Source organism: Leptotrichia sp. oral taxon 417, assembly GCF_013394865.1.
In the GTDB taxonomy this organism is placed as follows: Bacteria; Fusobacteriota; Fusobacteriia; order Fusobacteriales; family Leptotrichiaceae; genus Leptotrichia; species Leptotrichia wadei_A.
In genome coordinates this window covers 1,947,120-1,971,411 of sequence record NZ_JABXYV010000001.1, presented here as the reverse complement: position 1 = coordinate 1,971,411, position 24,292 = coordinate 1,947,120, and the positions used below count along the sequence as shown (strand labels likewise).

The window sequence follows — 24,292 nt, the reverse complement described above, 5'->3', positions numbered from 1 at the left end:
TGAAATAAAAAACTACAAGTATTTCAGAATTAATTATGTTTTATTTAATTTTAAAAAAGTTAGATTGTATATTACTGTAAATAACTTTAAAATTATATAAAATGTTTTTGTATTTAAGGGGGAAAATATGAATAAAAAAACTAAAAAAAATATATTAAATGAAATACATAAACAGGCAGAAAATTTTTCACACGGGGAAGAAATTGCTAATTTTGTAAGTCATACTGTAGGAGCAGGGTTAGCAATTCTGGCTTTTTTAATATTGACAATACGTGCTAGCTGGACACGTGATGCTGGAACGATAATATCCTTTATGGCATTTGGCTTTGGATTGATAGTTTTGTATACAATGTCGGCTATATATCACGGATTAAAGCCAGGAACAGCCAAATCAATATTTGAAATTTTTGATCATTCGGCAATTTATATTTTAATAGCGGCTTCTTATACTCCATTTCTATATTTAGTTGTCAATTCTCCAATGAATAAAATTATATTGACAATTCAATGGGTAGTCTGTATTTTGGGAATTGTGTTTAAAGTATTTTTTACCGGTAAATTCAAATTGTTTTCAACATTGCTTTATTTAATAATGGGCTGGATGATTGTATTTGCCTGGAATGATTTAATAAATAATATAAATAGAGTTTCATTAATCTATTTGATTTTAGGCGGAGTTTTGTATTCGCTTGGAACAATTTTCTATTCGTGGAAAATCTGTAAGTTTAATCATATGATATGGCATATTTTTGTAATTCTGGGAAGTATTTCACATTTTCTAGCTGTGTATTATTTAATATAATTAAAAAAATAAAAAATAAAGGATGTATATTTTATTTTAGAAAGGGTAATTTAATGGGAAGAAAATCAAAAGTATCTAATGAACTAAAAATTGAACTCGTAAAAATGATATTGGAAGGGAAAGGGACTATTCAAGGATTGTCAAAGGAATACAATGTTGCGAAGTCATCATTAATGACATGGAAGAAAAAATATCTTGAAATAGGTGAAGAAAGTATAAAAGTTGAAGATAAAAATAGACATTACTCTCGTGAAACTAAAGATAAAGCTGTTAAAAGCTACTTAAATAATGAAGGTTCGTTATTTGAAATTTGTAAAAAATACGATATTGCTTCTGTAAGTGTGCTAAATTACTGGATTAGAGATTATAGAAGAAGTATTGATGAAAATGGAAAAGTATCATCATTAAAGAAACACGTAAGAAAGACTATCGAAGCTAAAGTTGAAGCTGTTCAATTTTGTCAAAATAATAATCATGACTATAATTTAACTATCCGTAAATTTGGAATTTCATATCAGCAAATTTATTCATGGGTAAAGAAATATGAAAAGGGCGGAATTGATGCATTGGCTGACAACCGTGGGAAAAGACATTCTGAAACTAAAAAAGAATCTGATGAAGCAAAGAAATAATATTAAATATCTAAAAAAATAACTGTCAAATTCATTGATAAAGGTGAAAATGACAGTTTTTTATTTATATTATTCTATTTTATGAAATTTAGTATAATTTATTATTTTTCTTCACTTTTAACAGGTACAAATTTTCTTTCTGGACTGCTAAAGAATTTTATTCCAATAATTGCAACAATAATCATAGCTATACTTATTAAATATGGAAGTCTTATTCCAAAAATTAATAAGTCTTCTGCTCTAAATGTACTTACGAATGTTCTTATAATCGCATACATAATTAAATAAATCATTGATAAAACTCCAGGATTATATTCTTTTTTTCTAAAATAAAACCAAAGAATTATAAATCCGATTAAATTTAAAAATGCTTCGTAAAGCATAGCAGGATGTAACGGCAAATTTGGAAATTCTGAACCAGCTGGCGTATTTAATGGAAAAACTAATCCCCAAGGTACAACCTGCTTAAATTGGGCTTGTGCTGCAGTGCTCATTGACTGGTATTTTATCCACCATTCATTGAATCTTCCTGAAAAAATTACGCTAAGCGGAGTAAATGTAGGAACTCCGTGAACTTCACCATTTGCCAAGTTTCCAAATCTTCCTAAAAATTGTCCAAATAATAAAGGTCCAACAGCCATATCTGTAAGTACCCATAAGTTCATTTTATTTTTTTTAGCATAATAGCAGGCACCTATAAATGCTCCAATAATTCCGCCGTGAATTGCAAGGCCGCCTTCCCAGATATAAAATATGGATAAAGGATTTCCAATATAATCGGCAAATTTAAAAATAACATAATATAATCTTGCTCCAATCAATCCCGATACTATCGTTGTAAATGCAAAATCTTCAATAATTTTTCGATCATCAACTCCTCTTTTTTCAGCAACATCATCTGCAAGTGCGATAAACATTCCAAAAAGAAAGGCCAAAATATACATTAAGCTGTAAATTCTAAGTTCAAAGCCTCCAATTTTAAATAAATATGGTCTCATCTACGCTCCTTTTCAATATTATGTAATAAGGGCTTCTAATTTTTTTTAAAACAAGCCCCTATTTTTTTAATTTTATAATTGTTTTTTTAATTCTTCTTCAAAAATAACAAAGAAGTCATCAATCTGTTCTTTGGAAATTTGTCCTAAAATACCAATTCTCATAAGGCTTTCAGCGTATTTACCCTTTCCGCCTGTAACTGTGTAACCCTTTTCTTCAAGAGCATCAATAATTGATTTTATTATGATTCCTTCTCTGTAAACAGAAATTAATGTATTTGTTCTATTTTCTTCGTTTTTAACTAATAATTTAAATCCAAGTTTTTCTGCTTTTTCTTCCACATACTTTCTCAAGTCGTGTTTTTGTTTTATTGTGTTTTCAATTCCATTTTTGACTAAATCCTTCAATGATTGATTTAATGCTAGAATTAGTGCGATTGCTGGAGTATAAGGTGTTTCTCCTTTTTCTTCAAAATATTTTACATATTGCTTCAAATCAAAGTAATATTTTGGCAGATCAGAAGTTTCCATCGCTTTTTTCGCCTTGTCGCTAATTGCTACAAAAGCTAAACCTGGAGGTATTAAAAATGCCTTTTGGCTTCCTGCAATTGCAACGTCAACATGCCATTCATCAAAGTTGAACTCATTTACTACAAGTCCGCTGATTGTGTCAACTACTAATAAAATTTCAGTGTTTTTAGTCAAATCTCCAAGTGATTTTATGTCATTTAAAATTCCAACTGAAGTTTCACTATGAGTAGCTAAAATTCCCTTTAAATCAGGATTTTCTGAAATAACTTTTTTAACATCTTCTAATTTATAGCTTTCTCCAAATTCATATTGTAAATTAATTACATTCAAGCCATAAATTTCTGCAATTTTTCTAAATCTGTCACCGAAATATCCAGTATTTACAGCTAAAACTTTATCTCCCTTTGAGAAAAAGTTTACAATGGCAGTTTCCATTGAACCTGTTCCAGAAGAAGTTAGAACAGCAACATCATTTTGTGTTGTCTTGAATACTTTTTTCAAGTTTTCATTGTTTTCCTTCATAATTCTTCTAAATTCAGGTGTTCTGTGATGAATAATGTCACTTCCTAAAATTTCTAGATATTCTTCTGGTATATTTGTTGGTCCAGGTGTTAATAATAATTTTGAACTCATAAATTTTCCTCCTAAAGTTTATATTTTTTATTTTTTTATAATTCTTTTGTTAATTTATCATATTTTAAAAGTTTTGTTAAAATTTCTTCAACATTATCTAATTTTAGCATGTTTGGCCCGTCAGATAGTCCTTTGTCGGGATCAGGATGTACTTCTGCAAAAATTCCGTCAACTCCTACAGATACAGCCGCCCTTGCAAGTGGATAAACATAAGCTCGGTTACCGCCTGAAGTTTCTCCCTGACCGCCTGGAATTTGTACCGAATGTGTTGCATCAAATACAACTGGATATCCAAATTTTCTCATTTCCAAAAGTCCACGCATATCTACAACAAGATTATTGTATCCAAATGAAGCTCCACGTTCGCAAAGCATTATATTGTCGTTTCCAACTTCTTGAAATTTCTTGACAACATTTTTCATGTCCCAAGGTGCTAAAAATTGTCCTTTTTTAATATTTACAGCTTTTCCAGTTTCAGCTGCTGCAATAAGCAAGTCAGTTTGCCGCGATAAAAAAGCCGGAATTTGCAAAAGATCAATTACTTTGGCAGCTTCTTTACATTGATAAGGTTCATGAATATCAGTTGCAAGGGCAACGCCATATTTAGACTTGACTCTTGATAAAATTTCGAGCCCTTTTTCAAGTCCAGGTCCTCTAAAGGATGAAATTGAAGACCGGTTAGCCTTGTCAAATGAAGCCTTAAAAACATATTGAATACCCAATTTATCCGTAATTTCTTTCATTTTCCCAGCCACTTCCATAACCAGATCCTCCGATTCAATCACGCAAGGTCCTGCAATCAAAAAAATCTTATCATTGCCAATTGTAATATCATCAGTAATTTTAACTTTTTTTACTTTATCTATTAGCATAATCTGAATCCTTTCTAAAAAGTTTTTCATATAATTTATTTTATCACAATATTACTTTTTTTGCTAATTTTTTTCTAAATAATTCCTTTTGATAAAACAAATAAATTATGTTATACTTTTATTTGAAAAACAACTGGATTTACTATGATATTTATATAAATCAATTATTTGATTTCTTGTCATAAATTTATGATTAATTGTAAATGATTAGGCAATGGTACAAATTAACGAAAAGAATAGGAGAAAAATATGGATAAAGTAGCTTTAATTATGGCTGGAGGAAGTGGAACAAGATTTTGGCCGCTATCTACAAATGACAAGCCGAAGCAATTTTTGGATCTGGTGTCGGAAAAGACAATGATTAAGGAAACTGTTGACAGAATAAAGGAAATTATTCCAGCAGAAAAAATATTTATTTCTACAAATATTAAGTATTTTGACATAATAAAAAAAGAATTGCCAGAAATTGCCGACAGAAATATAATTTTTGAGCCAATGGCACGAGATACGGCGGCTTGTATCGGATATGCGGCCTGTATTATTAGAAAAATTTATAAAAATAGCATTATGACAGTTTTGCCGTCAGATCATTTGATAAAAAAAGAAAAGGAATTTTTGGAAAGTCTGAAATTTGCATTTTGTGAGGCTGAAAAGAATAAGATTGTTACGCTTGGGGTTAAGCCAACTTATGCTGAAACTGGATACGGATATATCGAGTATATTGATAGAAAAAATAAAAAAAATGATTGTGAAAAGAATGGAATTAAAGAAAAATTTGAATCGTATAAAGTGAAAAAATTTAGAGAAAAGCCAAATAAGGAGTTGGCTGAAAAATATATTGAGCAGGGGAATTATCTTTGGAACAGCGGAATGTTCGTATGGAAAACGGAATTTATTTTAAGCGAAATAAAAAAACACATGGAAACACATAAAGTGATTTTGGAAAATATTGTTATTGTAAATACAAAGGATGCCTTGCTTGTTTGTCATAAGGATAAAAGTCAGGAAGTAAAGAAAATCTTAAATAAAATTGAATTAAATAAAAAAAATTAAATTATTTAACAGATATTATTCAAAAAAGGAGAAAAATAAAAAATGGAAATAGATATTATAAAAGAAGCTAGAAATGTATTTGATATTGAAATTGCAGAACTTGAAAAATTGAAAAGTAAATTGGGAGATACTTTTCAAAAATTAGTTCAGATGATTTTAGAATTAAAAAATAATAATAAAGTTATTATTACAGGAATTGGAAAATCTGGAATAATTGGGAAAAAAATTGCGGCGACACTTGCTTCGACTGGGACAACAGCAGTATTTATAAATGCGGCAGAAGCGCTTCACGGCGATTTGGGAATGGTCAGTAATGGAGATGTGGTAATCGCCATTTCAAATAGCGGGAATTCTGATGAAGTATTGAGCATTTTAGCACCAATAAGAAAAATTGGAGGAAAAATTATTGCATTTACTGGAAATCCTAATTCTACGTTGGGAAAATATGCAGAACTTACGGTTAATGTTGGAATTGAAAAGGAAGCATGTCCGCTGGGGCAAGCACCAATGAGTTCAACTACGGCAACGCTTGTAACAGGAGATGCCCTTGCAGCCTGTCTTATGAAGCTGAAAGACTTTACTGAAAATGACTTTGCAAAGTATCATCCAGGTGGAAGCCTTGGAAAACGTTTGTTGCTTCACGTTTCAGATTTAATGCATATTGGAGATGAATTGCCAGTTGTAAGGAAGGATGAAAAAATTGAAAATGTGCTGATGGTGCTTACTAAGAAAAAGTTAGGGGCTGTGTGTATTTCAGATACAGGTCTTGAAAATGGAAAGTTGCTTGGAATTATAACAGAAGGAGATATTCGGCGTGCATTGGAGCATAAGGACAAATTTTTTGATTATGCGGCTTCTGATATTATGATTTCTAATCCAGTAACGATTGAAAAAAACGCAATGGCTCTTGATGCGCTTCATCTGATGGAAAATAGAAAAAGCCAGATTAATGTGCTGCCAGTTGTAGAAAATGGGAATATTGTGGGGCTTATAAGAATTCACGATTTAATAGGATTGAGATAAGAATAAAAAATAGAAAGAGAGAGAAAATGGAAAAAATAATAGGAATAAATCCAGTAATAGAAGTATTAAAATCAGATAAAAATATTGAGAAACTGGAAGTTTATAAAAAAATAAAGAAAGAAACAATAAAAGAAATATTGAATTTGGCGAGCAAAAGAAACATAAAGATTTTTTATACTGATAGACGGACTGAAAATTCTCAAGGGGTTGTGGCACTTGTTTCAGAATTTGACTATTATGTTGACTTTGCCGAGTTTCTGGAAAAACTTTTAAGAAAAGAAAAATCAATAGTTGTTGTACTGGATCAAATTCAAGATCCGAGAAATTTTGGGGCAATTATAAGAAGTGCAGAATGTTTTGGAGTGGATGGAATTATTATCCAGGACAGAAATAGCGTAAAAGTTACAGAAACCGTTGTAAAATCATCGACAGGAGCGATTGAGCATGTAGATATTGTAAAAGTTACAAATATTTCTGATACGATTGATAAATTAAAAAAATACGGATATACAGTTTACGGTGCAGAAGCTGATGGGCAAAATTATTATTATGAAGAAAATTATCCAGAAAAAACGTGCCTTGTGCTTGGAAGCGAAGGAAATGGTATGAGAAAAAAAGTGAAGGAACATTGCGACAAAATTGTAAAAATACACTTGAAGGGGCAAATAAACTCACTGAATGTATCTGTAGCTGGAGGAATAATATTGTCGGAGATATCGAAATAATAAATTTAAAATTTTCTCATTTGTAAAAAATATTTAGGAGATTATAAAAGTGATAAAGAACGAGTAACAGCAGTATTTATAGTCACAAAGAGTCAAGACTGCTTGTTAGTGAGTGAAGCAAAACAAAAAACTCAAGCATAAAAGAGACAGTATTTATCGGATTTTTAGATTTTTGAAAATAGCTAAAGAAATATTTTATGGGAGGGAAATTAAATGGGAAAACAAAAGTATATTTTAAATAATACTTATGGAATTAATGGGATAGAAAAAATATCTTTAAAGGAGATAATGAAGATTTTTTCTGTTCCTGAAGAAATAGAAATGAAATTGAGTGATGATAAAATAACGATATCAATAGATTTAATATACAAAGGTTTGAAAATATACTATTCATTAAGTTACTTTGTTGAAAATCTTACAAAACCAGAAACTCAATTTTTAACTTTTTGTATGGAAAAGTTGTATTTAAACAATAGAGAAAGTATAAAAGTAGGAGATGAAATAAAGACAGTTCTTCCTAAAATAAGAAAATATCTTAAGAGAAACAATAAAAATGTTAAATTTGAATATGAGGAAGATAAGTATGCAGGGAGATATTTATTTGATAATGGAGAGATTGATATATTTTTTGAAAAATTTGGGAGTAAAAAAGTAATGGATGGTATAATGATAAGTTTGCCTTATGAAGATATATTGCCAGAAAATAAGGAAGTTTTGGCAGAAATTAGTAAAATAATGGAGATAAAAAATAAAATAGATGGATTATTTTGGGAAAAATACAAGAGAGTTGATTAATTGTGAAATTCAAAAAGTATAATAAAAAAGAGGAAATGTATAAAATAAAAAAACTTGAAAATAATATAAAAGAGATTATTGATTTTTGGGATCCAATCAAGTTATTGTCTTTTGCTCCACAGGATGAATACGATTTTGAAATTAAGCAAATTAAGAATAAAATGCTTATAAATAAAGATATTAAAACTGACGAATTGGCTCTTGTGATACAGACTGTATTTAAAAATGCTTTTGGAGAAGATGTATATTATTCTGATGAAAATATAGAGTTTGATATTGCAAAGAAAATTTTGAAGAAATGTATTTAAATATTTTCAAAATACAAAAAAATAGAATCTTATATATTTCATCTAAATTTTACTATATGGAGACTTGAAAAATAAAGAAAAATATGGTATTATTATATGAAATATTGAAAATAATTATAGTTATAAATAGAAAGGAGCATAGGCAATTATGAAAAAAGATTTACATCCATCATACGGATTTGTAGTATTTGAAGATACAAGTAACGGAGAAAAATTTTTAGGAAAATCAACTAAAACTTCTAAAGAAACAACAACTTTTGAAGGGCAAGAATATCCGGTAATAAAAGTTGCAACAAGTTCAACTTCTCACCCATTCTATACTGGAAAATCTAAATTTGTTGATGAAACTGGAAGAGTTGATAAATTTAAGAAAAAATACAACTTATAATTTTAAAATATTGGAAACAGGGATAAATTATTCTCTGTTTTTATTTTTATTAAATTTTAATAGTTGACAATACATTTAATATTTGTTATTATATAATAAATCATTTTAAAATTGAATCGAAGGATAATGGATAATTTTTTTAAATTAAAATTTATAGTTTGATTTTAAAGGATTTGGGAAAATAATTTAGTAGGATAGTAGGGTAGAAGAAATTTAAATTTATAGAAGAATAGAAGATAATTTAGTAGTTTAGAAAAAATGTAGCATTGAAGTTTAGAAGGAAATTGTAAAAAAGTGGGAATTTACGGGTAATTAATTTTGAAAAATATTTAATATTGTATATTTAAAATTATAAAATTGAATAATTTTTTAGATTAATTCAATTATAATTGATGGATGTAGAGTTTAGAATAGGATAACTGTTTAGAGTATTTTATAAATTAATTTAGTTGGCGTAAATTTTAGCTGTAGCAAATGAACTATTAGAGTATTGTAAAATGTGTAAATAAGTATTGATATATAGATATTTAATTTTATCCTCTCCTAAAGTTATTTTAAGAGAGTTTTTTTTATAAAAAAATTAAAGAAATGAGGTAGGTAAGGATGGTTATTACAACTACGAATGAAGTCCAGGATAAAAAAATTGTGGAATACAAGGGAATTGTCTTTGGAGAAGTTATTTCGGGAGTTAATATGTTTAAGGATTTGGGAGCAAATTTGAGAAACATATTTGGAGGAAGATCTAAAGGATATGAAAATGAACTTTTGGCTGCTAGAACAAATGCTTTGGAGGAAATGGAGAGCAGAGCGGCGGCTATGGATGCAAATGCTGTTATTGGCGTAAAAATGGATTATGAAGTTTTGGGAGCGGATAACGGAATGCTTATGGTAACTTGCAGTGGTACAGCTGTAGTTGTAGATTAATTTATAAAAAATAAAAAAAATAAAAAAATAAAAGAAGAACAGGAGAAAAAATGATGATTATTAAAGTAGACGGTGGAATTGATGAAAAAATTTTGGAGAAAATGATAAATAGATTGGAAACAGAAAATAACGTAAGTGTAAAATTAATTACTGGAAAAGATTACTCGATTTTAGGATTAGTTGGAGATATTAGTACAATTGATATTAAACATATTCAATCGCTTGACTATGTATTAGATGTTCAAAGAGTTCAAGAACCTTATAAAAGAGCAAGCAGAAAATTCAAACCAGAAGATACAATTGTAAAAGTTGGAAATGTTGAAATTGGTGGAAATAATCTTGTGATGATGGCAGGGCCTTGCTCAGTGGAAAATGAAAAACAAATTATTGATACTGCAAAAGCTGTTAAAGCCGCAGGAGCAACTATTTTAAGAGGAGGAGTAGTGAAACCTAGAACATCTCCTTATGCATTCCAAGGACTTGGGATGGAAGGTGTTAAACTTATGGAAAAGGCAAAAGCGGAAACAGGACTTCCAATAATATGTGAAATTATGTCAATTTCTCAACTTCATGAATTTGGTCCGCATGTTGATATGATTCAGCTTGGGGCAAGAAATATGCAAAACTTTGACTTGTTAAAAGAAGTTGGAAAAACAAATATTCCAGTGCTTTTAAAAAGAGGACTTAGTGCGACAATAGAAGAATGGCTTATGTCAGCAGAATATATTTTAGCTGGTGGAAATGAAAATGTGGTTCTTTGTGAAAGAGGAATAAGAACTTATGAAACAGCTTACAGAAACGTATTAGATTTAAATGCAGTGCCAATGATTAAAAAATTAACACATTTACCAATAATTGTAGATTCAGCTCATGCGACTGGAAAATATTGGATGGTAAAACCGCTTGCAATGGCAGGAATTGCTGCTGGAGCAGATGGACTGATGGTAGAAGTGCATCCTGAGCCAGACAAGGCGTTGTCAGATGGACCTCAATCATTGAAATTTAATGTATTTGAAGATTTGATGCAAGATGTGGAAAAAATTGCAAATGTGTTGGGAAAAACTTTTAAATAAATTTTTAGAAGGTTGTAAAAAATGAAAAGAAAATGGCTATTATTATTAATTATAATTTCTTCAATTAATTCTTTTGCTAAAGAAACTTACACTAAAGAAGAAAAACAATATTTAAAGCAAATTGAAAAAGGCGATAAGGATTCACTGTTAAAATTAAGTGATTATTATTTTCGAAATAGAAAATTTGAAGAATCTGAGAAGTTATTATTGAAATATGAAAAAGAAAATAACAGTTTAGAAAATAGTAGAGAAATAAAAGAAAAAATTATTTTATTTTACAGATATTGGAGAGATTCAATAGAACGTTCGGTTTTAAAAGTAAATATAGAAAAAACTAAAGAATTGGAAGAAAAAATTATTGAACGGTATAATGACTTAATAAAATCTGGTGATATAAAAGCATTGAATGATCTAGGAGAATTTTATATTTGGATAAAACAGGATGAAAAAGGAAATAAATTATTGAAAGAAGCTGCTGATAAAGGATATAAACCAGCTCAAGAAACTTTAGAAAGAAAGAGTAAGGATAACAGTTTTGGTGAACAGAAATTGCAAGAATATCAGAATAATTATAAAGAAACAGGTGATATTCGGATTTTAAGAACATTGGCAAGTTTTTACGTAAGTTTGAAAAAATATGATTTAGCAGAAAAAACTTATTTACAGTTAATTGAATTAGAGAACTATCAGCCTGATTATGCTTCATTAGCTCAAATGTACGATTATAAAACCCAAAATTATGAAAATGCAATAAAGTATTATAAATTGGCAATAGAAAAAATATCTAATAAAACTCAAAAATTTGATGCCCGAGATTATTGGGTTAGAATAGGAGATATGTATTTTTTGCAAAATAATTTTGTTGAAGCTGAAAAGGCATATAAAAATTCTATGGCATTTAAACATCCAACGGATGGTAAAACATACGAGCGAAATATGCTAATAGAAATTTATAAGTCACAAGGAAGAACGGAAGAAATGAAAAAATTGGAAAAGCAGAATAAAAGCTGGTGGAATAATTAATAGTTATGTTCAGAAACTGCACTAATAAAGCAAATATTATGAACCAAGGAGTCTTGATTCTTTGTCAAGTTCAAAAGAATTGGACTGGTGAACAATTTAATAAAAATTTTCATATTTTGTGTACAGTATTTGGCTATAGTAATTATTTATAAGAAAAATTGTTAGCTGGTTATAAAAGTGAAAGCAATAAATAGTGAACAACAGCATTATAATCACAGAGGATCAAGACCCTTTGACAGATAATGAAGAAAAATAATAAAGCTAAAAATATAAAAATACTGTTTTATTGAAAGTTTTTACTTTTTCAAATGGCTAAAAAATTTGTAAAAAGAGGTGTTTACAATTTTGAAAAAAATAGAAGATTTAACGGTAACGATAGTAGGACTTGGAGTAATTGGAGCAGCTTTTGCGCAAAGTTTTAAGGAAATCGGTATCAAAACTGTTTATGGGATTGATATTGATGAGGAAACTTTGAAAAAGGCAGAGGAGAAAAATATGATAAATAAAGGGTTTCTTGAAACTAAGGACCCTTTGGAAAAATCAGATTTTGTTGTAATTACTCTTTATCCTAACTTGATGAAATCGTTTTTTGTGAATAATATTGATAATTTTAAGGAAAATGCTATAATTGCTGATGTTGTGGGTATTAAGGAGAAAATTATTGGAGATATTGATCCGATTATTGAGGAAAGTAATAAAAAGAATGGGAAAAATATTGACTTTATTTTTGGGCATCCGATGGCAGGGCGTGAAAAAAGAGGAATTGATTTTGCGGATAACCGTGTTTTTCAAAATGCAAATTATATAATTATTAAGGATGAAAAAAATAAAAAGGAAAATTTGGAATTACTTTCGGAAATTGTAAGATTGATGGGATTCAAGAAGGTTAGTTTTCTTACGGCACAGGAACATGATGAGATTATTGCGTTTACGAGTCAGCTTACTCATGCGATTGCGGTTTCGCTTGTGAATAGTGATAATCAAAAATATGATACGAATAGATTTATTGGAGATTCTTTCAGAGATTTGACAAGAATTGCCAAAATTAATGAAGACTTGTGGTCAGAGTTGTTTTTGGGAAATAAGGAAAATTTGCTGAAAATGATTCAGCAGTTTGAAAATGAACTAGATATAATAAAAAATGCTTTGAAAAATGATGATATTGGTACATTAAAAGAGCAGTTTATAATTTCCACAAGAAGAAGGGAAAAAATAGACTGAAAAATTTTTATTAAAAATAAGAAAACAAAAAAATATAAAAAGTAAAAAATAGTGAGTGCTTTCACAAAAAAAATTTTGTAGTTAAAGCCTCACTTTTGAATTATAAAAATATAAATATTTAGGAGAAAAAATTATGGAAAAATTACATGTTGGATTGGGAAAAAATTCTTATGATATTATGATTGGGGAAAATTTTTTTGAGGAATTTCCAAAATATATTGGAGAAGTTTATACTGGGAAAAAATTGTTTGTAATTACAGACTCAAATGTTCATGAGATTTATGAAGAAAAGTATAAAGAAATGTTTAAAGGATTTAATTATAGCATATTTGTACTACAAGCTGGTGAAAAACATAAGCATATTGGGATAATGCCTTCGATTTATTCGGCTATGGTGAATGAAGGGCTTACGAGAAAGGATATGGTTGTTGCATTTGGTGGCGGAGTTGTTGGAGATATTGCTGGATTTGCAGCGGCTAGTTATATGCGTGGGATTGGGTTTATTCAAATTCCTACGACAATTGTTTCGCAAGTTGACAGTAGTGTTGGTGGAAAAGTTGGAGTTGATTTGCCTGAGGGGAAAAATCTTGTTGGGGCATTTCATCAGCCAAAACTTGTTTTAATTGATAATTATTTTTTAAATACATTAACTGATAGATATTTTTACGATGGATTTGGGGAAATTGTGAAATATGGATGTATTTATGACAAGAATTTTTTTGATAGACTTGTGGAAATTGTGGAAAAAGTTGGGGTTTCGCAAGATGATGAAAATTATATACAAAAATTGCGTGAACATTTGATGAAGTATGTGAATGAGCTTGTTTATCGTTCTTGTGAGATAAAGAAGGAAGTTGTGGAAAAAGATGAAAAGGAAAGCAACTTGAGAATGATATTGAATTTTGGGCATACGATTGGTCATGCGATTGAGCAGTTTACAAATTATGAAAAATATTCGCACGGAGAGGCAATTTCTGCTGGAATGGTGGATATTACAAAAATTGGAGAGAAAAAAGGATTTACTAAAGAAGGGGAAGATGTGAAAATTGCAAAATTGCTTAAAGCATTGAATTTGCCAACTGAAATTGAGTATCCGAAAGATGAGATTGCTAAGATTATGAAAAGGGATAAGAAAAGTACGAATGACGGGATTAATTTTGTGATTTTGAAAGAGATTGGGCAAGTTGAGATTATGAAGATTGGGGCGGAAGAGATTTTTGAGTAAACATTTGAAATTGTGGAAATAGAAATGTGTGATTATATTGGAAAATTGAAAAGGTTAGGCGGTGTCTGATAAAGTTATTAAAATCTTGAATTGGAAAAGAATAAAATGGAGGAATAAGATGGATAATAAAATTATTAAAGATGAAATTTTTGGAGAAATAAAAAATTTTGAAACTGAAGTTGAGTGGCTTGGGAGAAAAATAAGTGTGAGTTTTGATGGTGGAATTGGGCATAATTGGAGTGAAGATAAAAAAGTAGAAGAAGTTAAAGGAGCAATTGAACAATTTAAAATTATGTATCTTAATCAAAAAGAATGGGATGAGAGAATAAGGGATAGAATTGTGGAAGATTTGATGGAAGTGGCAGAAGATTGGTTTTCATCTATAAACGAAGAAGATTTAGATGAAATGATAGCTGTACTTGAAAAAAATTTAAATTCTAAATTTACGGAAAAAGAAAAGGAAGAGTTAAAAGAACAAAAAGTTTCAAAAGAAGTTTTTAAAAATGGGATTTATCTTGAAGGGTTGCATATAACTTCTGATGGAGATTTTACGGTGTACTATTATGATGATGAAGTATTTTTTGCAGGGCATGGGATTGAATTAATGGGGAATATTAACGGGGAATTTAGAGGTGAAGCGGATATTGTAGGATAATTTTAATTTTATGAAATAAAAAAAATAATAAAATGGAGGATTAGTGTGTGTAAAGCAATTATAGATGAAATTTTTGGAGAAATAAAAAATTTTGAAACTGAAGTTGATTGGCTTGGGAGAAAAATAGACGTGAGTTTTGATGGTGGAATTGAGAGTGATTGGAGTGAAGAGAAAAAAGTAGAAGAAATTAAAAGGGTAATTGAACAATTTAAAATTATGTATCTCAATCAAGAAGAATGGGACACAAAAATGAAGGATTTGGTAAGTGATTATGGGAAAGACGGAGTTATGGATTGGCTTCGTGTTGACGATGAAGAAGAATTGGAAGAATTTATTGAGAATATTCATGAAAATTCAGAGATTGAATTATCAGAGGAAGAAATTGAAGAATTGAAGAGAGAAATAATTCCTGAAAGAGTATTTAGAAATTGTATTTATTTGCAATGTTTATGGGTAACTGCTGATGGAGATTTTACAGCATTTTATTATGACAATGACATATTTTTTCTTGGACATGCTATTATGTTAAGTGGAAATGTTAATGGAGAGTTGAATTGTGATGGTGAAGTAGGATAAAATTTTTAAAGTAGAATGAATAAAAAGGAGAAAAATTTATGAAAATAAAAATAAAACCAAGTACATTAAATGGAAAAATAGAAATACCACCGTCAAAAAGTTATTCTCATAGAGCGGTGATTGCAGCGGCATTAGCTGAAAGTGAGAAGAAGTCGATGATTGATAATTTAAAGTTTTCTGTGGATATTACTACAACAACGGATATTATGGAAAATTGGGGAGCGAAAATTAAAAGATTTGAAAGTGCTCTTGAGATTGTCGGGAATGATGGGAGAGTTGTTCCGAAGGATAAATATGTGCAATGTAATGAGTCGGGGTCGACTATTAGATTCTTGATTCCTGTTGGGATTACGAGCGAGAATGAATTGATTTTTGATGGGAAAGGGAAATTGGTGGATAGACCGCTGGATTCGTATTATAAAATTTTTGAGGAGCAAGGGTTGAAGTATGAGACAACTGGTGGGAAATTGCCACTTACGGTTAATGGAAAATTGAAGGCTGGGAATTATGAGATTGACGGAAATATTAGTTCGCAGTTTATTACTGGGCTTTTGTATGCTTTACCACTTCTTGATGGGGATTCTAAGCTGACTATTAATAAAAATTTGGAGTCGAAGGGGTACATTGATTTGACGCTGGAAATTTTGCAGTTGGCTGGAATTGAGATAAAAAATAATGATTATAAATCGTTTGAGATAAAAGGTAATCAGAGTTATAAGCCTTTTGATTATACTGTTGAAGGGGATTATTCGCAAGTGGCGTTTTGGATTGTTGCGGGGATAATTTCGGCAAATCGTGATAATGAAGTGAAATGTTTGCATGTGAATAAAAATTCGTTGCAAGGAGATAGGGAAATTATTGAGATTGTTACTAGAATGGGTGCAAATCTTGAGATTTTTGATGATTATGTGATTGTGAAGCCATCTAAAACAAAAGGAACTGTGATTGATATTTCTCAATGTCCTGATATTGCACCGATTTTGACTGTGCTTGCTGCATTGAGTGAAGGGGAGACTCGAATTATTAATGGAGAAAGACTTAGAATTAAGGAGTCAGATAGAATTATTTCAATAAAAACTGAGCTTAATAAACTTGGTGCGAATGTGGCTGAGGAAGGGGATAGCTTGATTATTCAAGGTGTACAAGGATTTACTGGTGGAGTTACGGTAAGTGCTTGGAATGACCATAGAATTGCGATGTCTTTGGCAGTTGCGTCATCTCGATGTGAGAAAGAGATTGTTTTGGAAGAGGCTGAAAGTGTCAGAAAATCTTATCCGCATTTTTGGGATGATTTTGTGAAAATGGGTGGAGAGATTGAAATTGTTGAGAAGTAAAAAATTACAAATTAGTTAAGAATATCTTTTGCTTTTTATATAAAGTTTGTTTATACAAATGATACTGAATAAATGATTGGAGAAAGGAAAGTTTATGAAATTAGATTGTAAAAAGAAAATATATTTTGGAATGATGGCTTTATTTTTGACAGGAATGGCATTTAGTACAGTTTCTTTTGCAAAAACTGTGAATAAAAGTAAAATTATAAAATCGGTTTCGGCTGATAATGCGATTGTTGATGTCAAATCTTATGGTTTTGTTGATTTAGAAGGTGCTAAAACTTCGGCAATTATTGTTGAGTATAATCAGAATATTAAAGCTGATTCTGTAAATAAAAATGATTATGAAATTACAGATTATGCGATTTACAACGAGAAAAAAGATGGTTTTGAGAAGACTGTGGAAATTGATAGGGATAATACAAAAGGGAATGAAGGGCAAATCACAAAAGTTTATGTTAACGATAAGCCAGAAATTTCTAAAAATGGTGGTACTAAAGAAGGAAAATATGTAATTATTGAAGTGAATACAGATTATATGCTTACTGGACAAAATTTATCCTATACAAGTACAATGATGGCTGGTGTGAAACAAATTGGAGAAGTTGTTGGTAAGAATGGAAAAATTGCTGCTGGAACGAGGGAAATTTCAAATTATACTTTGGAAGATAAAACGCAAACTAGACCAACAGGTGAAACAGTTAAGCAAACTGTTATTAAAGCAGATAAAAATAAAATTATTTTGCCAGAGTTTGACAAAAATAGTGGGTGGAAAATAAATTATATTGGAAATGGTGGATTTAAAGCAACTAAGGCATATAGTGAATATACTGGGAAATATGAAAATTTTGAGTTACCTTATGCAATTTATGTTCCAAATAAAGAGGTTTTAGAAAAGAATAAAGGAAATATCTCGGTTGTACTTCATATGGAACACGCAGGAGCAAATGACATTGATCCAATGGCTTCGCTTACTTCTACAAAAGCGGCTACAAAAATGGCAAGTAAAGAACTTCAAGAGAAAAATCCAGCAATAATCATTGTTCCACAAGTTGAAGAAAGTCGTCGTTCTACAAATGATGTTGTTTCTTCAAGTGAAGCAAATACAGCAATTTGGGAACTTCTGGATTCTGTTTTGAAGGAATATAAAGGATATATTAATGAAAGCCGTATTTATGGAACTGGTCAATCTATGGGAGGAATGCTTCTTTTAGATATGGCAGCACAAAGAGATAATTTTTTTGCAGGAGTAGCAATTTTAGGATCTCAATGGTCTAATAATTATAATAAAGATTTTCAAAATAATGGTGCAGCAGCTCGTTCGCCACAAAATGATCTGATTAGTTTTAATGGATTTGGACTTGATAAAAAGAATTATCAGAATTGGTATTATATGATTTCTGATGATAATATATTGGTTCATACGGCTGCAGATGATTTGATGGCAACAAGTTTGTGGAAAACAATTCAGGAATATTTTAAGGCTACAGGAGTTGAAATTTCACACAACGAATGGGATCCTTATCTTTCTGTTGAAGAGCAAAATAAAATTGATAAAAAAATGACAACTCATGATAATACAAAACCAGGTACAGGAATAAACTGGGGAGAATTTAGTAGAGGTTCTCATATGTCGACTTGGAAATATGGATATCAAATAGATTATCCATTTGAATGGTTATTTGAACAAAGACGTGAAACTGCTCAAGCTCGTGGAAAAGTGGAACAACTAAAAAATAAATGGATTGGTCGTGACAAAAATGGAAATATTAAAAAGGGTTCAGGAACTGCTGGATTGAACACGGCTCAATATACACCTAATGGAAAAAATGATACCTATATAGAAGATTGGAAACCTTATGTTATTGTAAGTAAATTGATAAGTGATATTCCAAATGCAGAAAAAATAGTATTGAATAATAGAACTGGCGAAAAATATACGAAAAAATCATATTTAGAAATGGTTCGTAAATTGTATAATTTACTTTCAAAAGAGGATAAAAAGAAAGTTAAAAATTATGATGAATTGGTAAAAGCAGAAAAATAGAATTTTAAATTTAAAAAAGAGAAGGAGCTAGAAAATGGGAGCAAATTTTGGAAAAAATTATAGAATTTCATTGTTTGGAGAATCGCATGGAACGGCATTGGGAGTGAATATTGACGGAATTCCAGCGGGAACTGAACTGGATTTAGAATTTATCTCGCAGGAAATGAAAAGAAGAGCACCTGGAAGATCAAAATTGACAACGCCTAGAGTGGAAAAAGATGAATTTGAGATTTTGAGTGGATTTTTTGATGGAAGAACGACTGGAACGCCACTTGCGATGATTGTTAGAAATTCTAATCAGCGGTCAAAAGATTACAGTGAATTGAAGAGAAAACCTAGACCAGGGCATGCAGACTGGAGTGGATTTAACAGATATAATGGGTTCAATGATATTAGGGGAAGTGGGCATTTCTCAGGACGGATAACGGCTTCACTTGTATTTGCTGGGGCGATTGCAAAGCAGATTTTGAAGGAGCATGGAATTTTGGTTGCGGCACATATTAAATCGGCGAAGGATATTGAAGATAGGGATTTTTTAGAAAGTGATATTACACAGGAAAATATTGATAAATTGAGAAATATGACTTTGCCTGTGTTGAATGAGGAAATTGTGGAAAGAATTGAGAAGGCTGTGGAAAAAGCTAGGGAAGAAAAGGATTCGCTTGGTGGAATTGTAGAAATTATGGTTACAGGACTTCCAGCAGGAATAGGAGATCCGTATTTTGAGTCGATGGAAAGTGAACTTTCGAGAATGATTTTTTCCGTCCCAGCTACAAAGGGAATAGAGTTTGGGGCAGGTTTTGGAATTACAGAAATGACTGGATATGAAGCAAATGATGAGATGTATTTTGATGAAAATGGAGAAATAAAATCATTTACAAATAATAATGGTGGAATTATAGGGGGAATAACGACTGGAATGCCAATTTCATTTAAAGTGGCGATAAAGCCGACAGCTTCGATTGAAAAAGCTCAAAAAACTGTAAATCTTGAAACAAAACAGAATGATATTTTGGAAGTGCATGGAAGACATGATCCAATAATAGTGCCGAGAGCAGTGCCAGTATTGGAGGCGGCTACGGCGATTGTGATTTTAGACAGAGTTTTGGAAGCTAAAAAACGTTCATTGTAAATAAAAAAATATAATAAATAAGCAAGAGATTTAATGTCCCTTGCTCTTTTCGCCTTATTTTCTTTTTACCTTTTTTAAGTCCGCTTTTTTTAAATTTTTGTCATTTTTAGCTTTATCTATTATTTTTTCATTTTTATGCAAATCATCTTTTTTTTCTAAAAATATACTCTTATCTCTAAATCCAATATCATAGCCTTTTGGTTCAAACCATTCTGTTTTAGCCGCTTCAGTTTGTATCTTTATTTCTTGTTTTGTCATTTGATTTCCATTTTTTATTTTAAAGTACATTTCTGGATCGACTCTGTTTGTAAGTCCTCTTCCACGCATTTCAAAAGCTATTTCAAAATGAACATGAGGAGCATGAGTTCCGCTCGCATTTCCAGTTGTCCCTGTCTTGGCAATCACTTGTCCAGCTTTTACTGTATCTCCAATTTTTACATTCACTTTACTCAAATGGCAATATCTAATATATTTTATCTGCATTGTACCTGGGTTATAATTACTGCTGTAATCCATTTCTCTGGCACTTAATTTCGGTTTATAATTCTTTCTTTTTATTTTTTCAAGTTCCTTTGGATCAACTTCCAAATAAAGATTTAACCCATATCCTTTCTTATCTACATACATGTCCACAATTTTACCATCTAGCACAGCATAAACATCCGTTCCCGGCAATGCAAAAATGTCAATTCCTTGATGCCCTCTTGCTCCATTGCTTCGAGTAAGCCCAAATTTAGCCCAGTCAGGATAAACTTCTCCACGAAAATTGTAATACGTAACTTGTGGATCTTTTACTGGATTAATTCTAAAAATTTTATCATCTTCATCTTCAGTCGCAATATTTCCAAAATTAATGTTTTTTCTGCCAAATATCATCCCCAAAATTATAATTCCTAAAATCAATAAAGCCGTTATTCCTAAAATTATTCCTGTTTTTTTTCTAGATTTTGAATTTTTCTTTTCTAGATTTTCTTTCTTTTCATTCAAAACTCTATTTACATTTTTCTTTTCATTATCCATAACATTAATTCGCTAAATTTGTATAGCCACTCCTTCTTTTATTTATTTTTTTCCAATTCACAAATAATCTCATTTAAAATATCATAAGCCAACTCAATCTTACTTTTCTGACTAATTTCCACCGAAGTCCTATCTTTTTTAATAATCTCAATCACATTTTCATCGCTGCCCATTACAGACGCATTATTTGCCACTATAATATCTAAATTTTTCTTTTCCAGTTTTTTCAAGGCATTTTCCCTTATATCGTTAGTTTCTGCCGCAAATCCAACTAATAGCTGTTTTTCTTTCTTCTTGCTCATCTCTAGCAAAATATCAGGATTTCTAATCAATTCTATAACAAGATCCGCATCAGATTTCTTTATTTTTTCCTTTTTGTATTCCTTTGGTCTATAATCAGCAACTGCCGCACAAGCTATGAAAATATCGGTATTTTTAAAATATTCATCCACTTTCTCATACATTTCCAGCGCCGATTCCACAGAAATAAAGTTTTCAAGTCCATTTGGAACTTTCAAATCCGTAGGACCGCTAATTAACGTTACTTCCGCTCCCAAATCAACAGCCGCCTGAGCAAGTGAATATCCCATTTTTCCACTTGAATTATTTGACAAGTATCTTACAGGATCAATATTTTCCTTTGTTCTTCCGCTTGTTATAAGAATTTTTTTGCCTTTTAGTGCAGTATCAAAATTTTTTATTTTTGAAAAAATACTGTATCTTTCTATTTCATCGACAATATCTTCTGGCTCGCTCATTCTTCCTTTTGCACTATAATTGCAAGCAAGTAAGCCTTCTTCTGCATCAATAAACCTATAACCAAAAGATTTTAACTTATTAATATTTTCTTTTAAAATCGGATTTTCATACATATTCACATTCATTGCCAAAGCAAAAAATACTGGCTTTCTTACTGAAACAGCAGAAATAACTGTTGTAAGCATATCATCTGCAATCCCATTTGCTACCTTTCCAATTATATTATAAGTCGCAGGTGCAATCAAAACAACATCCGCCCAATCCGCAAGTGAAATATGCTCCACCTCATAATGCGGATTACTGTCCCACATATCCACATAAATCCTATTTCTTGATAAAGTTTCAAGAGTCAAAGGTCCAATGATTTTCGTAGCATTCTCAGTCATCACAACTTTCACATTATATCCCTTCTTTTTCAAAAGCGACACAATCCCAGCTGACTTATATGCTGCAATTCCACCTGTAACTCCTACTAAAATATTTTTCATATTTTTCCTCATTTTTCCAAAATTTTTCAGATTCTATTCAAATTCAATCTCAAATTACACAAAGTCATAATCTGTCGTTCCATCACGATTATCCTTAATTTCCACTCCAAGTCCCTTCAATTCATCCCGAATTTCATCAGATAATTTGAAATTTTTCTCGCTTCTTGCCTCACTTCGTAATTTTATCAGCAATTCAATTAATTTTTTAGTCAATTCCATATTTTCTCCATCTTCTTCCTTTGCAGAATTTTCCATTTCAATTTCTATTCCAAAAACATTTCCTATTTTTCTTTTTAAAGATTCATAAGATTTTTCTATTTCAGCATAAATTGTAGAAAGTTCATCTTTATTTACAGAAATAAATTTATTCGTTTCCCTGATCTGATCAAAAATAGTCGCCAATGCCTGTGGTGTATTCATATCCTCATCCATCGCCTCTTCAAATTTTTTATCAAACTCATCAATTTTTTGAGAAAAATCCAAATTCTTAATATCTGCTGTTTTTTCATTCTTATATTTTTCAACAATGCCTTCAAATTTATTCATTGATTTCACAATATTTTGCAATGCCTTTTTTGTATCTTCCATATTCTCGAATGAAAAGTTAATCGGCTTTCTATAATGCGTGCTTAAAATAAAAAGCCTTACTACATTCCCGGAAAATTTTTCAAGTATTTCACGAAGCAAAAAGAAATTTCCTAGTGATTTTGACATCTTGTCGCCATTTATCTGAATAAATCCGTTATGAAGCCAGTAATTTGCAAAATTTCCATGATAAGCGCACTTGCTTTGGGCAATCTCATTTTCATGATGTGGAAAAACCAAATCCTGTCCACCACCATGAATATCAAACGTGTCCCCAAGATATTTCTTTGCCATCGCACTACATTCTATATGCCACCCAGGACGTCCTTCACCCCAAGGCGACACCCAAAATGGCTCTCCATCTTTTTTCTTTTTCCAAAGTGCAAAATCCATCGGATTTTTCTTTATTTCTGATACATCAATCCTAGCCCCAAGTTCCAGCTCCTCAATTTTCTGATTCGACAATTTCCCATAATCCTTATACTTCTTCACCTCAAAATAAACATCCCCATCTTTCTCATAAGCAAACCCATTATCAATCAATTTTTGAATAATCTCAATAATTTCTGCCATATTCTCAGTAACCTTAGGTCTTTTCACACTTTCAAGAATATTCAGCCTGTTAATATCTTCAAAAAAACACTTTATATATTTTTCTGAAACTTCACTTGCAGAAATTCCTTCTTCAATTGATTTGTTTATAATCTTATCGTCCACATCCGTAAAATTCTGCACATAATCAACTTCCATCCCTTTATATTTAAAATATCGTGCCAACGTATCAAAAACCACAATCGGACGTGCATTCCCCAAATGTATGTAATTATAGACAGTAGGTCCGCAAACATACATTTTTACCTTATTTTCTTCTATTGTCTTAAATTCTTCAATTTTATTTGTCATTGTATTGTAAAGTTTCATTTTTTATTCTCCCTGCTTTTGAAAACTTTTAATTTATTTTAGCTCATTTAATTTTAGTTATTCCGATTTTTCTTTTATTAAATCACTAGGATAAAAAATAATAGCTGGATCAAATGTCATTATCAAATTTTTCCTTTTATATTTCTTACCTTTTCGCTCAAAAAAATATACTTCCCTTATATCTTTTGTATTTTTTAATATTAACTGAATGTTATCTTTTTTCTCACCATAACTGACAATCAATGATATTTTTTTATTTTCCTTATAAAAATATCGATTTTTATAATAATTAATATACTCATCTTCTAAATAGCATTCTCTAAGAGCATCATCATTTACTTCCTTAAATTCCCCATACCGTTCCCCATTCTCATCCAAATGCCCAATAAAAGACTGTCCATTTAATTCCCATCCAATTTTCCTTACTTTTTTATCAGGAATACATTCATATTTTTCATTTTTTTCGATAGTTCGTATTATTTTTTCTTTTGGATAATTTTCTGAAAAAAGCAATGTTCCAAATAATAAAAATATCATAGTTATTTTCCCCAT

General features: G+C 30.5%; 25 protein-coding genes. 18 read left to right on the top strand and 7 right to left on the bottom strand.

From position 1 onward, the window contains the following. Positions 1-127 precede the first annotated feature (127 nt). Both HW276_RS09000 and HW276_RS08995 read left to right on the top strand, forming a co-directional pair. On the top strand, positions 128-802 hold the full coding sequence (locus tag HW276_RS09000; RefSeq protein WP_178938217.1) for a hemolysin III family protein: 675 nt from the start codon (positions 128-130) through the stop codon (positions 800-802). A 53-nt stretch (positions 803-855) separates the two neighbouring features. Continuing rightward, positions 856-1,434 (top strand): helix-turn-helix domain-containing protein, encoded by a 579-nt coding sequence (locus HW276_RS08995; protein WP_178938216.1) that lies wholly within the window; start codon positions 856-858, stop codon positions 1,432-1,434. A gap of 101 nt (positions 1,435-1,535) precedes the next feature. Here HW276_RS08995 and lgt read toward each other — a convergent pair whose 3' ends face one another. From lgt to kdsA, 3 genes are all read right to left on the bottom strand, one after another. Further along, positions 1,536-2,432, bottom strand: a complete 897-nt coding sequence (gene lgt / locus HW276_RS08990) for a prolipoprotein diacylglyceryl transferase (protein ID WP_178938215.1) — start codon at positions 2,430-2,432, stop codon at positions 1,536-1,538. A gap of 72 nt (positions 2,433-2,504) precedes the next feature. Further along, positions 2,505-3,593, bottom strand: a complete 1,089-nt coding sequence (locus HW276_RS08985) for an alanine--glyoxylate aminotransferase family protein (RefSeq protein ID WP_178938214.1) — start codon at positions 3,591-3,593, stop codon at positions 2,505-2,507. Positions 3,594-3,628: 35 nt separating this feature from the next. After that, a complete protein-coding gene (kdsA, locus tag HW276_RS08980; RefSeq protein ID WP_178938213.1) occupies positions 3,629-4,465 on the bottom strand; it encodes a 3-deoxy-8-phosphooctulonate synthase in 837 nt (278 codons plus the stop codon). Between the two features lie 249 nt (positions 4,466-4,714). Here kdsA and HW276_RS08975 point away from each other — a divergent pair, with 249 nt between their 5' ends. The 16 genes from HW276_RS08975 to aroC all read left to right on the top strand — a co-directional run bounded on the left by HW276_RS08975 (position 4,715) and on the right by aroC (position 19,967). After that, on the top strand, positions 4,715-5,518 hold the full coding sequence (locus HW276_RS08975; RefSeq protein ID WP_178938212.1) for a mannose-1-phosphate guanylyltransferase: 804 nt from the start codon (positions 4,715-4,717) through the stop codon (positions 5,516-5,518). Positions 5,519-5,560: 42 nt separating this feature from the next. Beyond that, entirely contained in the window at positions 5,561-6,541 is a 981-nt protein-coding gene (locus HW276_RS08970; RefSeq protein ID WP_178938211.1) for an SIS domain-containing protein, read from the top strand. A gap of 26 nt (positions 6,542-6,567) precedes the next feature. After that, the gene (gene rlmB / locus HW276_RS08965) at positions 6,568-7,266 is read left to right on the top strand and encodes a 23S rRNA (guanosine(2251)-2'-O)-methyltransferase RlmB (protein WP_178938210.1); all 699 of its coding nucleotides are present in this window, start codon (positions 6,568-6,570) and stop codon (positions 7,264-7,266) included. A 213-nt stretch (positions 7,267-7,479) separates the two neighbouring features. Further along, positions 7,480-8,061, top strand: a complete 582-nt coding sequence (locus tag HW276_RS08960) for a hypothetical protein (protein WP_178938209.1) — start codon at positions 7,480-7,482, stop codon at positions 8,059-8,061. A gap of 35 nt (positions 8,062-8,096) precedes the next feature. Beyond that, complete coding sequence (locus HW276_RS08955) at positions 8,097-8,369, top strand: DUF1871 family protein (RefSeq protein ID WP_026231249.1); 273 nt, start codon at positions 8,097-8,099, stop codon at positions 8,367-8,369. Between the two features lie 148 nt (positions 8,370-8,517). Then, a complete protein-coding gene (locus HW276_RS08950; protein WP_006806019.1) occupies positions 8,518-8,757 on the top strand; it encodes a type B 50S ribosomal protein L31 in 240 nt (79 codons plus the stop codon). 603 nt (positions 8,758-9,360) lie between these two features. Further along, positions 9,361-9,681, top strand: coding sequence for a putative heavy metal-binding protein (locus HW276_RS08945; RefSeq protein ID WP_178938208.1), 321 nt, complete (start codon positions 9,361-9,363; stop codon positions 9,679-9,681). A 53-nt stretch (positions 9,682-9,734) separates the two neighbouring features. Then, entirely contained in the window at positions 9,735-10,754 is a 1,020-nt protein-coding gene (gene aroF, locus HW276_RS08940; RefSeq protein ID WP_178938207.1) for a 3-deoxy-7-phosphoheptulonate synthase, read from the top strand. Positions 10,755-10,775: 21 nt separating this feature from the next. Beyond that, the gene (locus tag HW276_RS08935) at positions 10,776-11,777 is read left to right on the top strand and encodes a lipopolysaccharide assembly protein LapB (protein ID WP_178938206.1); all 1,002 of its coding nucleotides are present in this window, start codon (positions 10,776-10,778) and stop codon (positions 11,775-11,777) included. A 345-nt stretch (positions 11,778-12,122) separates the two neighbouring features. Then, complete coding sequence (locus HW276_RS08930; protein WP_218975007.1) at positions 12,123-12,998, top strand: prephenate dehydrogenase; 876 nt, start codon at positions 12,123-12,125, stop codon at positions 12,996-12,998. Between the two features lie 133 nt (positions 12,999-13,131). Beyond that, complete coding sequence (aroB, locus tag HW276_RS08925; protein WP_178938204.1) at positions 13,132-14,223, top strand: 3-dehydroquinate synthase; 1,092 nt, start codon at positions 13,132-13,134, stop codon at positions 14,221-14,223. A 118-nt stretch (positions 14,224-14,341) separates the two neighbouring features. Then, positions 14,342-14,878, top strand: a complete 537-nt coding sequence (locus HW276_RS08920) for a DUF2262 domain-containing protein (RefSeq protein WP_178938203.1) — start codon at positions 14,342-14,344, stop codon at positions 14,876-14,878. A gap of 45 nt (positions 14,879-14,923) precedes the next feature. After that, on the top strand, positions 14,924-15,454 hold the full coding sequence (locus HW276_RS08915) for a DUF2262 domain-containing protein (RefSeq protein WP_178938202.1): 531 nt from the start codon (positions 14,924-14,926) through the stop codon (positions 15,452-15,454). A 38-nt stretch (positions 15,455-15,492) separates the two neighbouring features. Then, complete coding sequence (gene aroA / locus HW276_RS08910; RefSeq protein ID WP_178938201.1) at positions 15,493-16,788, top strand: 3-phosphoshikimate 1-carboxyvinyltransferase; 1,296 nt, start codon at positions 15,493-15,495, stop codon at positions 16,786-16,788. A gap of 94 nt (positions 16,789-16,882) precedes the next feature. Then, on the top strand, positions 16,883-18,835 hold the full coding sequence (locus HW276_RS08905) for a peptidase (RefSeq protein WP_178938200.1): 1,953 nt from the start codon (positions 16,883-16,885) through the stop codon (positions 18,833-18,835). 34 nt (positions 18,836-18,869) lie between these two features. Beyond that, on the top strand, positions 18,870-19,967 hold the full coding sequence (aroC, locus tag HW276_RS08900; protein WP_178938199.1) for a chorismate synthase: 1,098 nt from the start codon (positions 18,870-18,872) through the stop codon (positions 19,965-19,967). Positions 19,968-20,021: 54 nt separating this feature from the next. On the opposite strand, the gene HW276_RS08895 is transcribed toward aroC, so the two are convergent. The 4 genes from HW276_RS08895 to HW276_RS08880 are packed head-to-tail and all read right to left on the bottom strand — an operon-like array spanning position 20,022 to position 24,277. After that, positions 20,022-20,987, bottom strand: coding sequence for a M23 family metallopeptidase (locus tag HW276_RS08895; RefSeq protein ID WP_178938198.1), 966 nt, complete (start codon positions 20,985-20,987; stop codon positions 20,022-20,024). A gap of 38 nt (positions 20,988-21,025) precedes the next feature. Continuing rightward, positions 21,026-22,234 (bottom strand): bifunctional phosphopantothenoylcysteine decarboxylase/phosphopantothenate--cysteine ligase CoaBC, encoded by a 1,209-nt coding sequence (gene coaBC / locus HW276_RS08890; RefSeq protein WP_178938197.1) that lies wholly within the window; start codon positions 22,232-22,234, stop codon positions 21,026-21,028. A 54-nt stretch (positions 22,235-22,288) separates the two neighbouring features. After that, positions 22,289-23,740, bottom strand: a complete 1,452-nt coding sequence (gene cysS / locus HW276_RS08885; RefSeq protein ID WP_178938196.1) for a cysteine--tRNA ligase — start codon at positions 23,738-23,740, stop codon at positions 22,289-22,291. Between the two features lie 57 nt (positions 23,741-23,797). Continuing rightward, positions 23,798-24,277 (bottom strand): hypothetical protein, encoded by a 480-nt coding sequence (locus tag HW276_RS08880; RefSeq protein ID WP_178938195.1) that lies wholly within the window; start codon positions 24,275-24,277, stop codon positions 23,798-23,800. Positions 24,278-24,292 lie beyond the last annotated feature (15 nt).

Coding starts and splice junctions, on each gene's coding strand:
- HW276_RS09000 (WP_178938217.1), top strand. CDS start 128: ATGAATAAAAAAACTAAAAAAAATATATTAAATGAAATACATAAACAG.
- HW276_RS08995 (WP_178938216.1), top strand. CDS start 856: ATGGGAAGAAAATCAAAAGTATCTAATGAACTAAAAATTGAACTCGTA.
- lgt (WP_178938215.1), bottom strand. CDS start 2,432: ATGAGACCATATTTATTTAAAATTGGAGGCTTTGAACTTAGAATTTAC.
- HW276_RS08985 (WP_178938214.1), bottom strand. CDS start 3,593: ATGAGTTCAAAATTATTATTAACACCTGGACCAACAAATATACCAGAA.
- kdsA (WP_178938213.1), bottom strand. CDS start 4,465: ATGCTAATAGATAAAGTAAAAAAAGTTAAAATTACTGATGATATTACA.
- HW276_RS08975 (WP_178938212.1), top strand. CDS start 4,715: ATGGATAAAGTAGCTTTAATTATGGCTGGAGGAAGTGGAACAAGATTT.
- HW276_RS08970 (WP_178938211.1), top strand. CDS start 5,561: ATGGAAATAGATATTATAAAAGAAGCTAGAAATGTATTTGATATTGAA.
- rlmB (WP_178938210.1), top strand. CDS start 6,568: ATGGAAAAAATAATAGGAATAAATCCAGTAATAGAAGTATTAAAATCA.
- HW276_RS08960 (WP_178938209.1), top strand. CDS start 7,480: ATGGGAAAACAAAAGTATATTTTAAATAATACTTATGGAATTAATGGG.
- HW276_RS08955 (WP_026231249.1), top strand. CDS start 8,097: ATGTATAAAATAAAAAAACTTGAAAATAATATAAAAGAGATTATTGAT.
- HW276_RS08950 (WP_006806019.1), top strand. CDS start 8,518: ATGAAAAAAGATTTACATCCATCATACGGATTTGTAGTATTTGAAGAT.
- HW276_RS08945 (WP_178938208.1), top strand. CDS start 9,361: ATGGTTATTACAACTACGAATGAAGTCCAGGATAAAAAAATTGTGGAA.
- aroF (WP_178938207.1), top strand. CDS start 9,735: ATGATTATTAAAGTAGACGGTGGAATTGATGAAAAAATTTTGGAGAAA.
- HW276_RS08935 (WP_178938206.1), top strand. CDS start 10,776: ATGAAAAGAAAATGGCTATTATTATTAATTATAATTTCTTCAATTAAT.
- aroB (WP_178938204.1), top strand. CDS start 13,132: ATGGAAAAATTACATGTTGGATTGGGAAAAAATTCTTATGATATTATG.
- HW276_RS08920 (WP_178938203.1), top strand. CDS start 14,342: ATGGATAATAAAATTATTAAAGATGAAATTTTTGGAGAAATAAAAAAT.
- aroA (WP_178938201.1), top strand. CDS start 15,493: ATGAAAATAAAAATAAAACCAAGTACATTAAATGGAAAAATAGAAATA.
- HW276_RS08905 (WP_178938200.1), top strand. CDS start 16,883: ATGAAATTAGATTGTAAAAAGAAAATATATTTTGGAATGATGGCTTTA.
- aroC (WP_178938199.1), top strand. CDS start 18,870: ATGGGAGCAAATTTTGGAAAAAATTATAGAATTTCATTGTTTGGAGAA.
- HW276_RS08895 (WP_178938198.1), bottom strand. CDS start 20,987: ATGGATAATGAAAAGAAAAATGTAAATAGAGTTTTGAATGAAAAGAAA.
- coaBC (WP_178938197.1), bottom strand. CDS start 22,234: ATGAAAAATATTTTAGTAGGAGTTACAGGTGGAATTGCAGCATATAAG.
- cysS (WP_178938196.1), bottom strand. CDS start 23,740: ATGAAACTTTACAATACAATGACAAATAAAATTGAAGAATTTAAGACA.
- HW276_RS08880 (WP_178938195.1), bottom strand. CDS start 24,277: ATGATATTTTTATTATTTGGAACATTGCTTTTTTCAGAAAATTATCCA.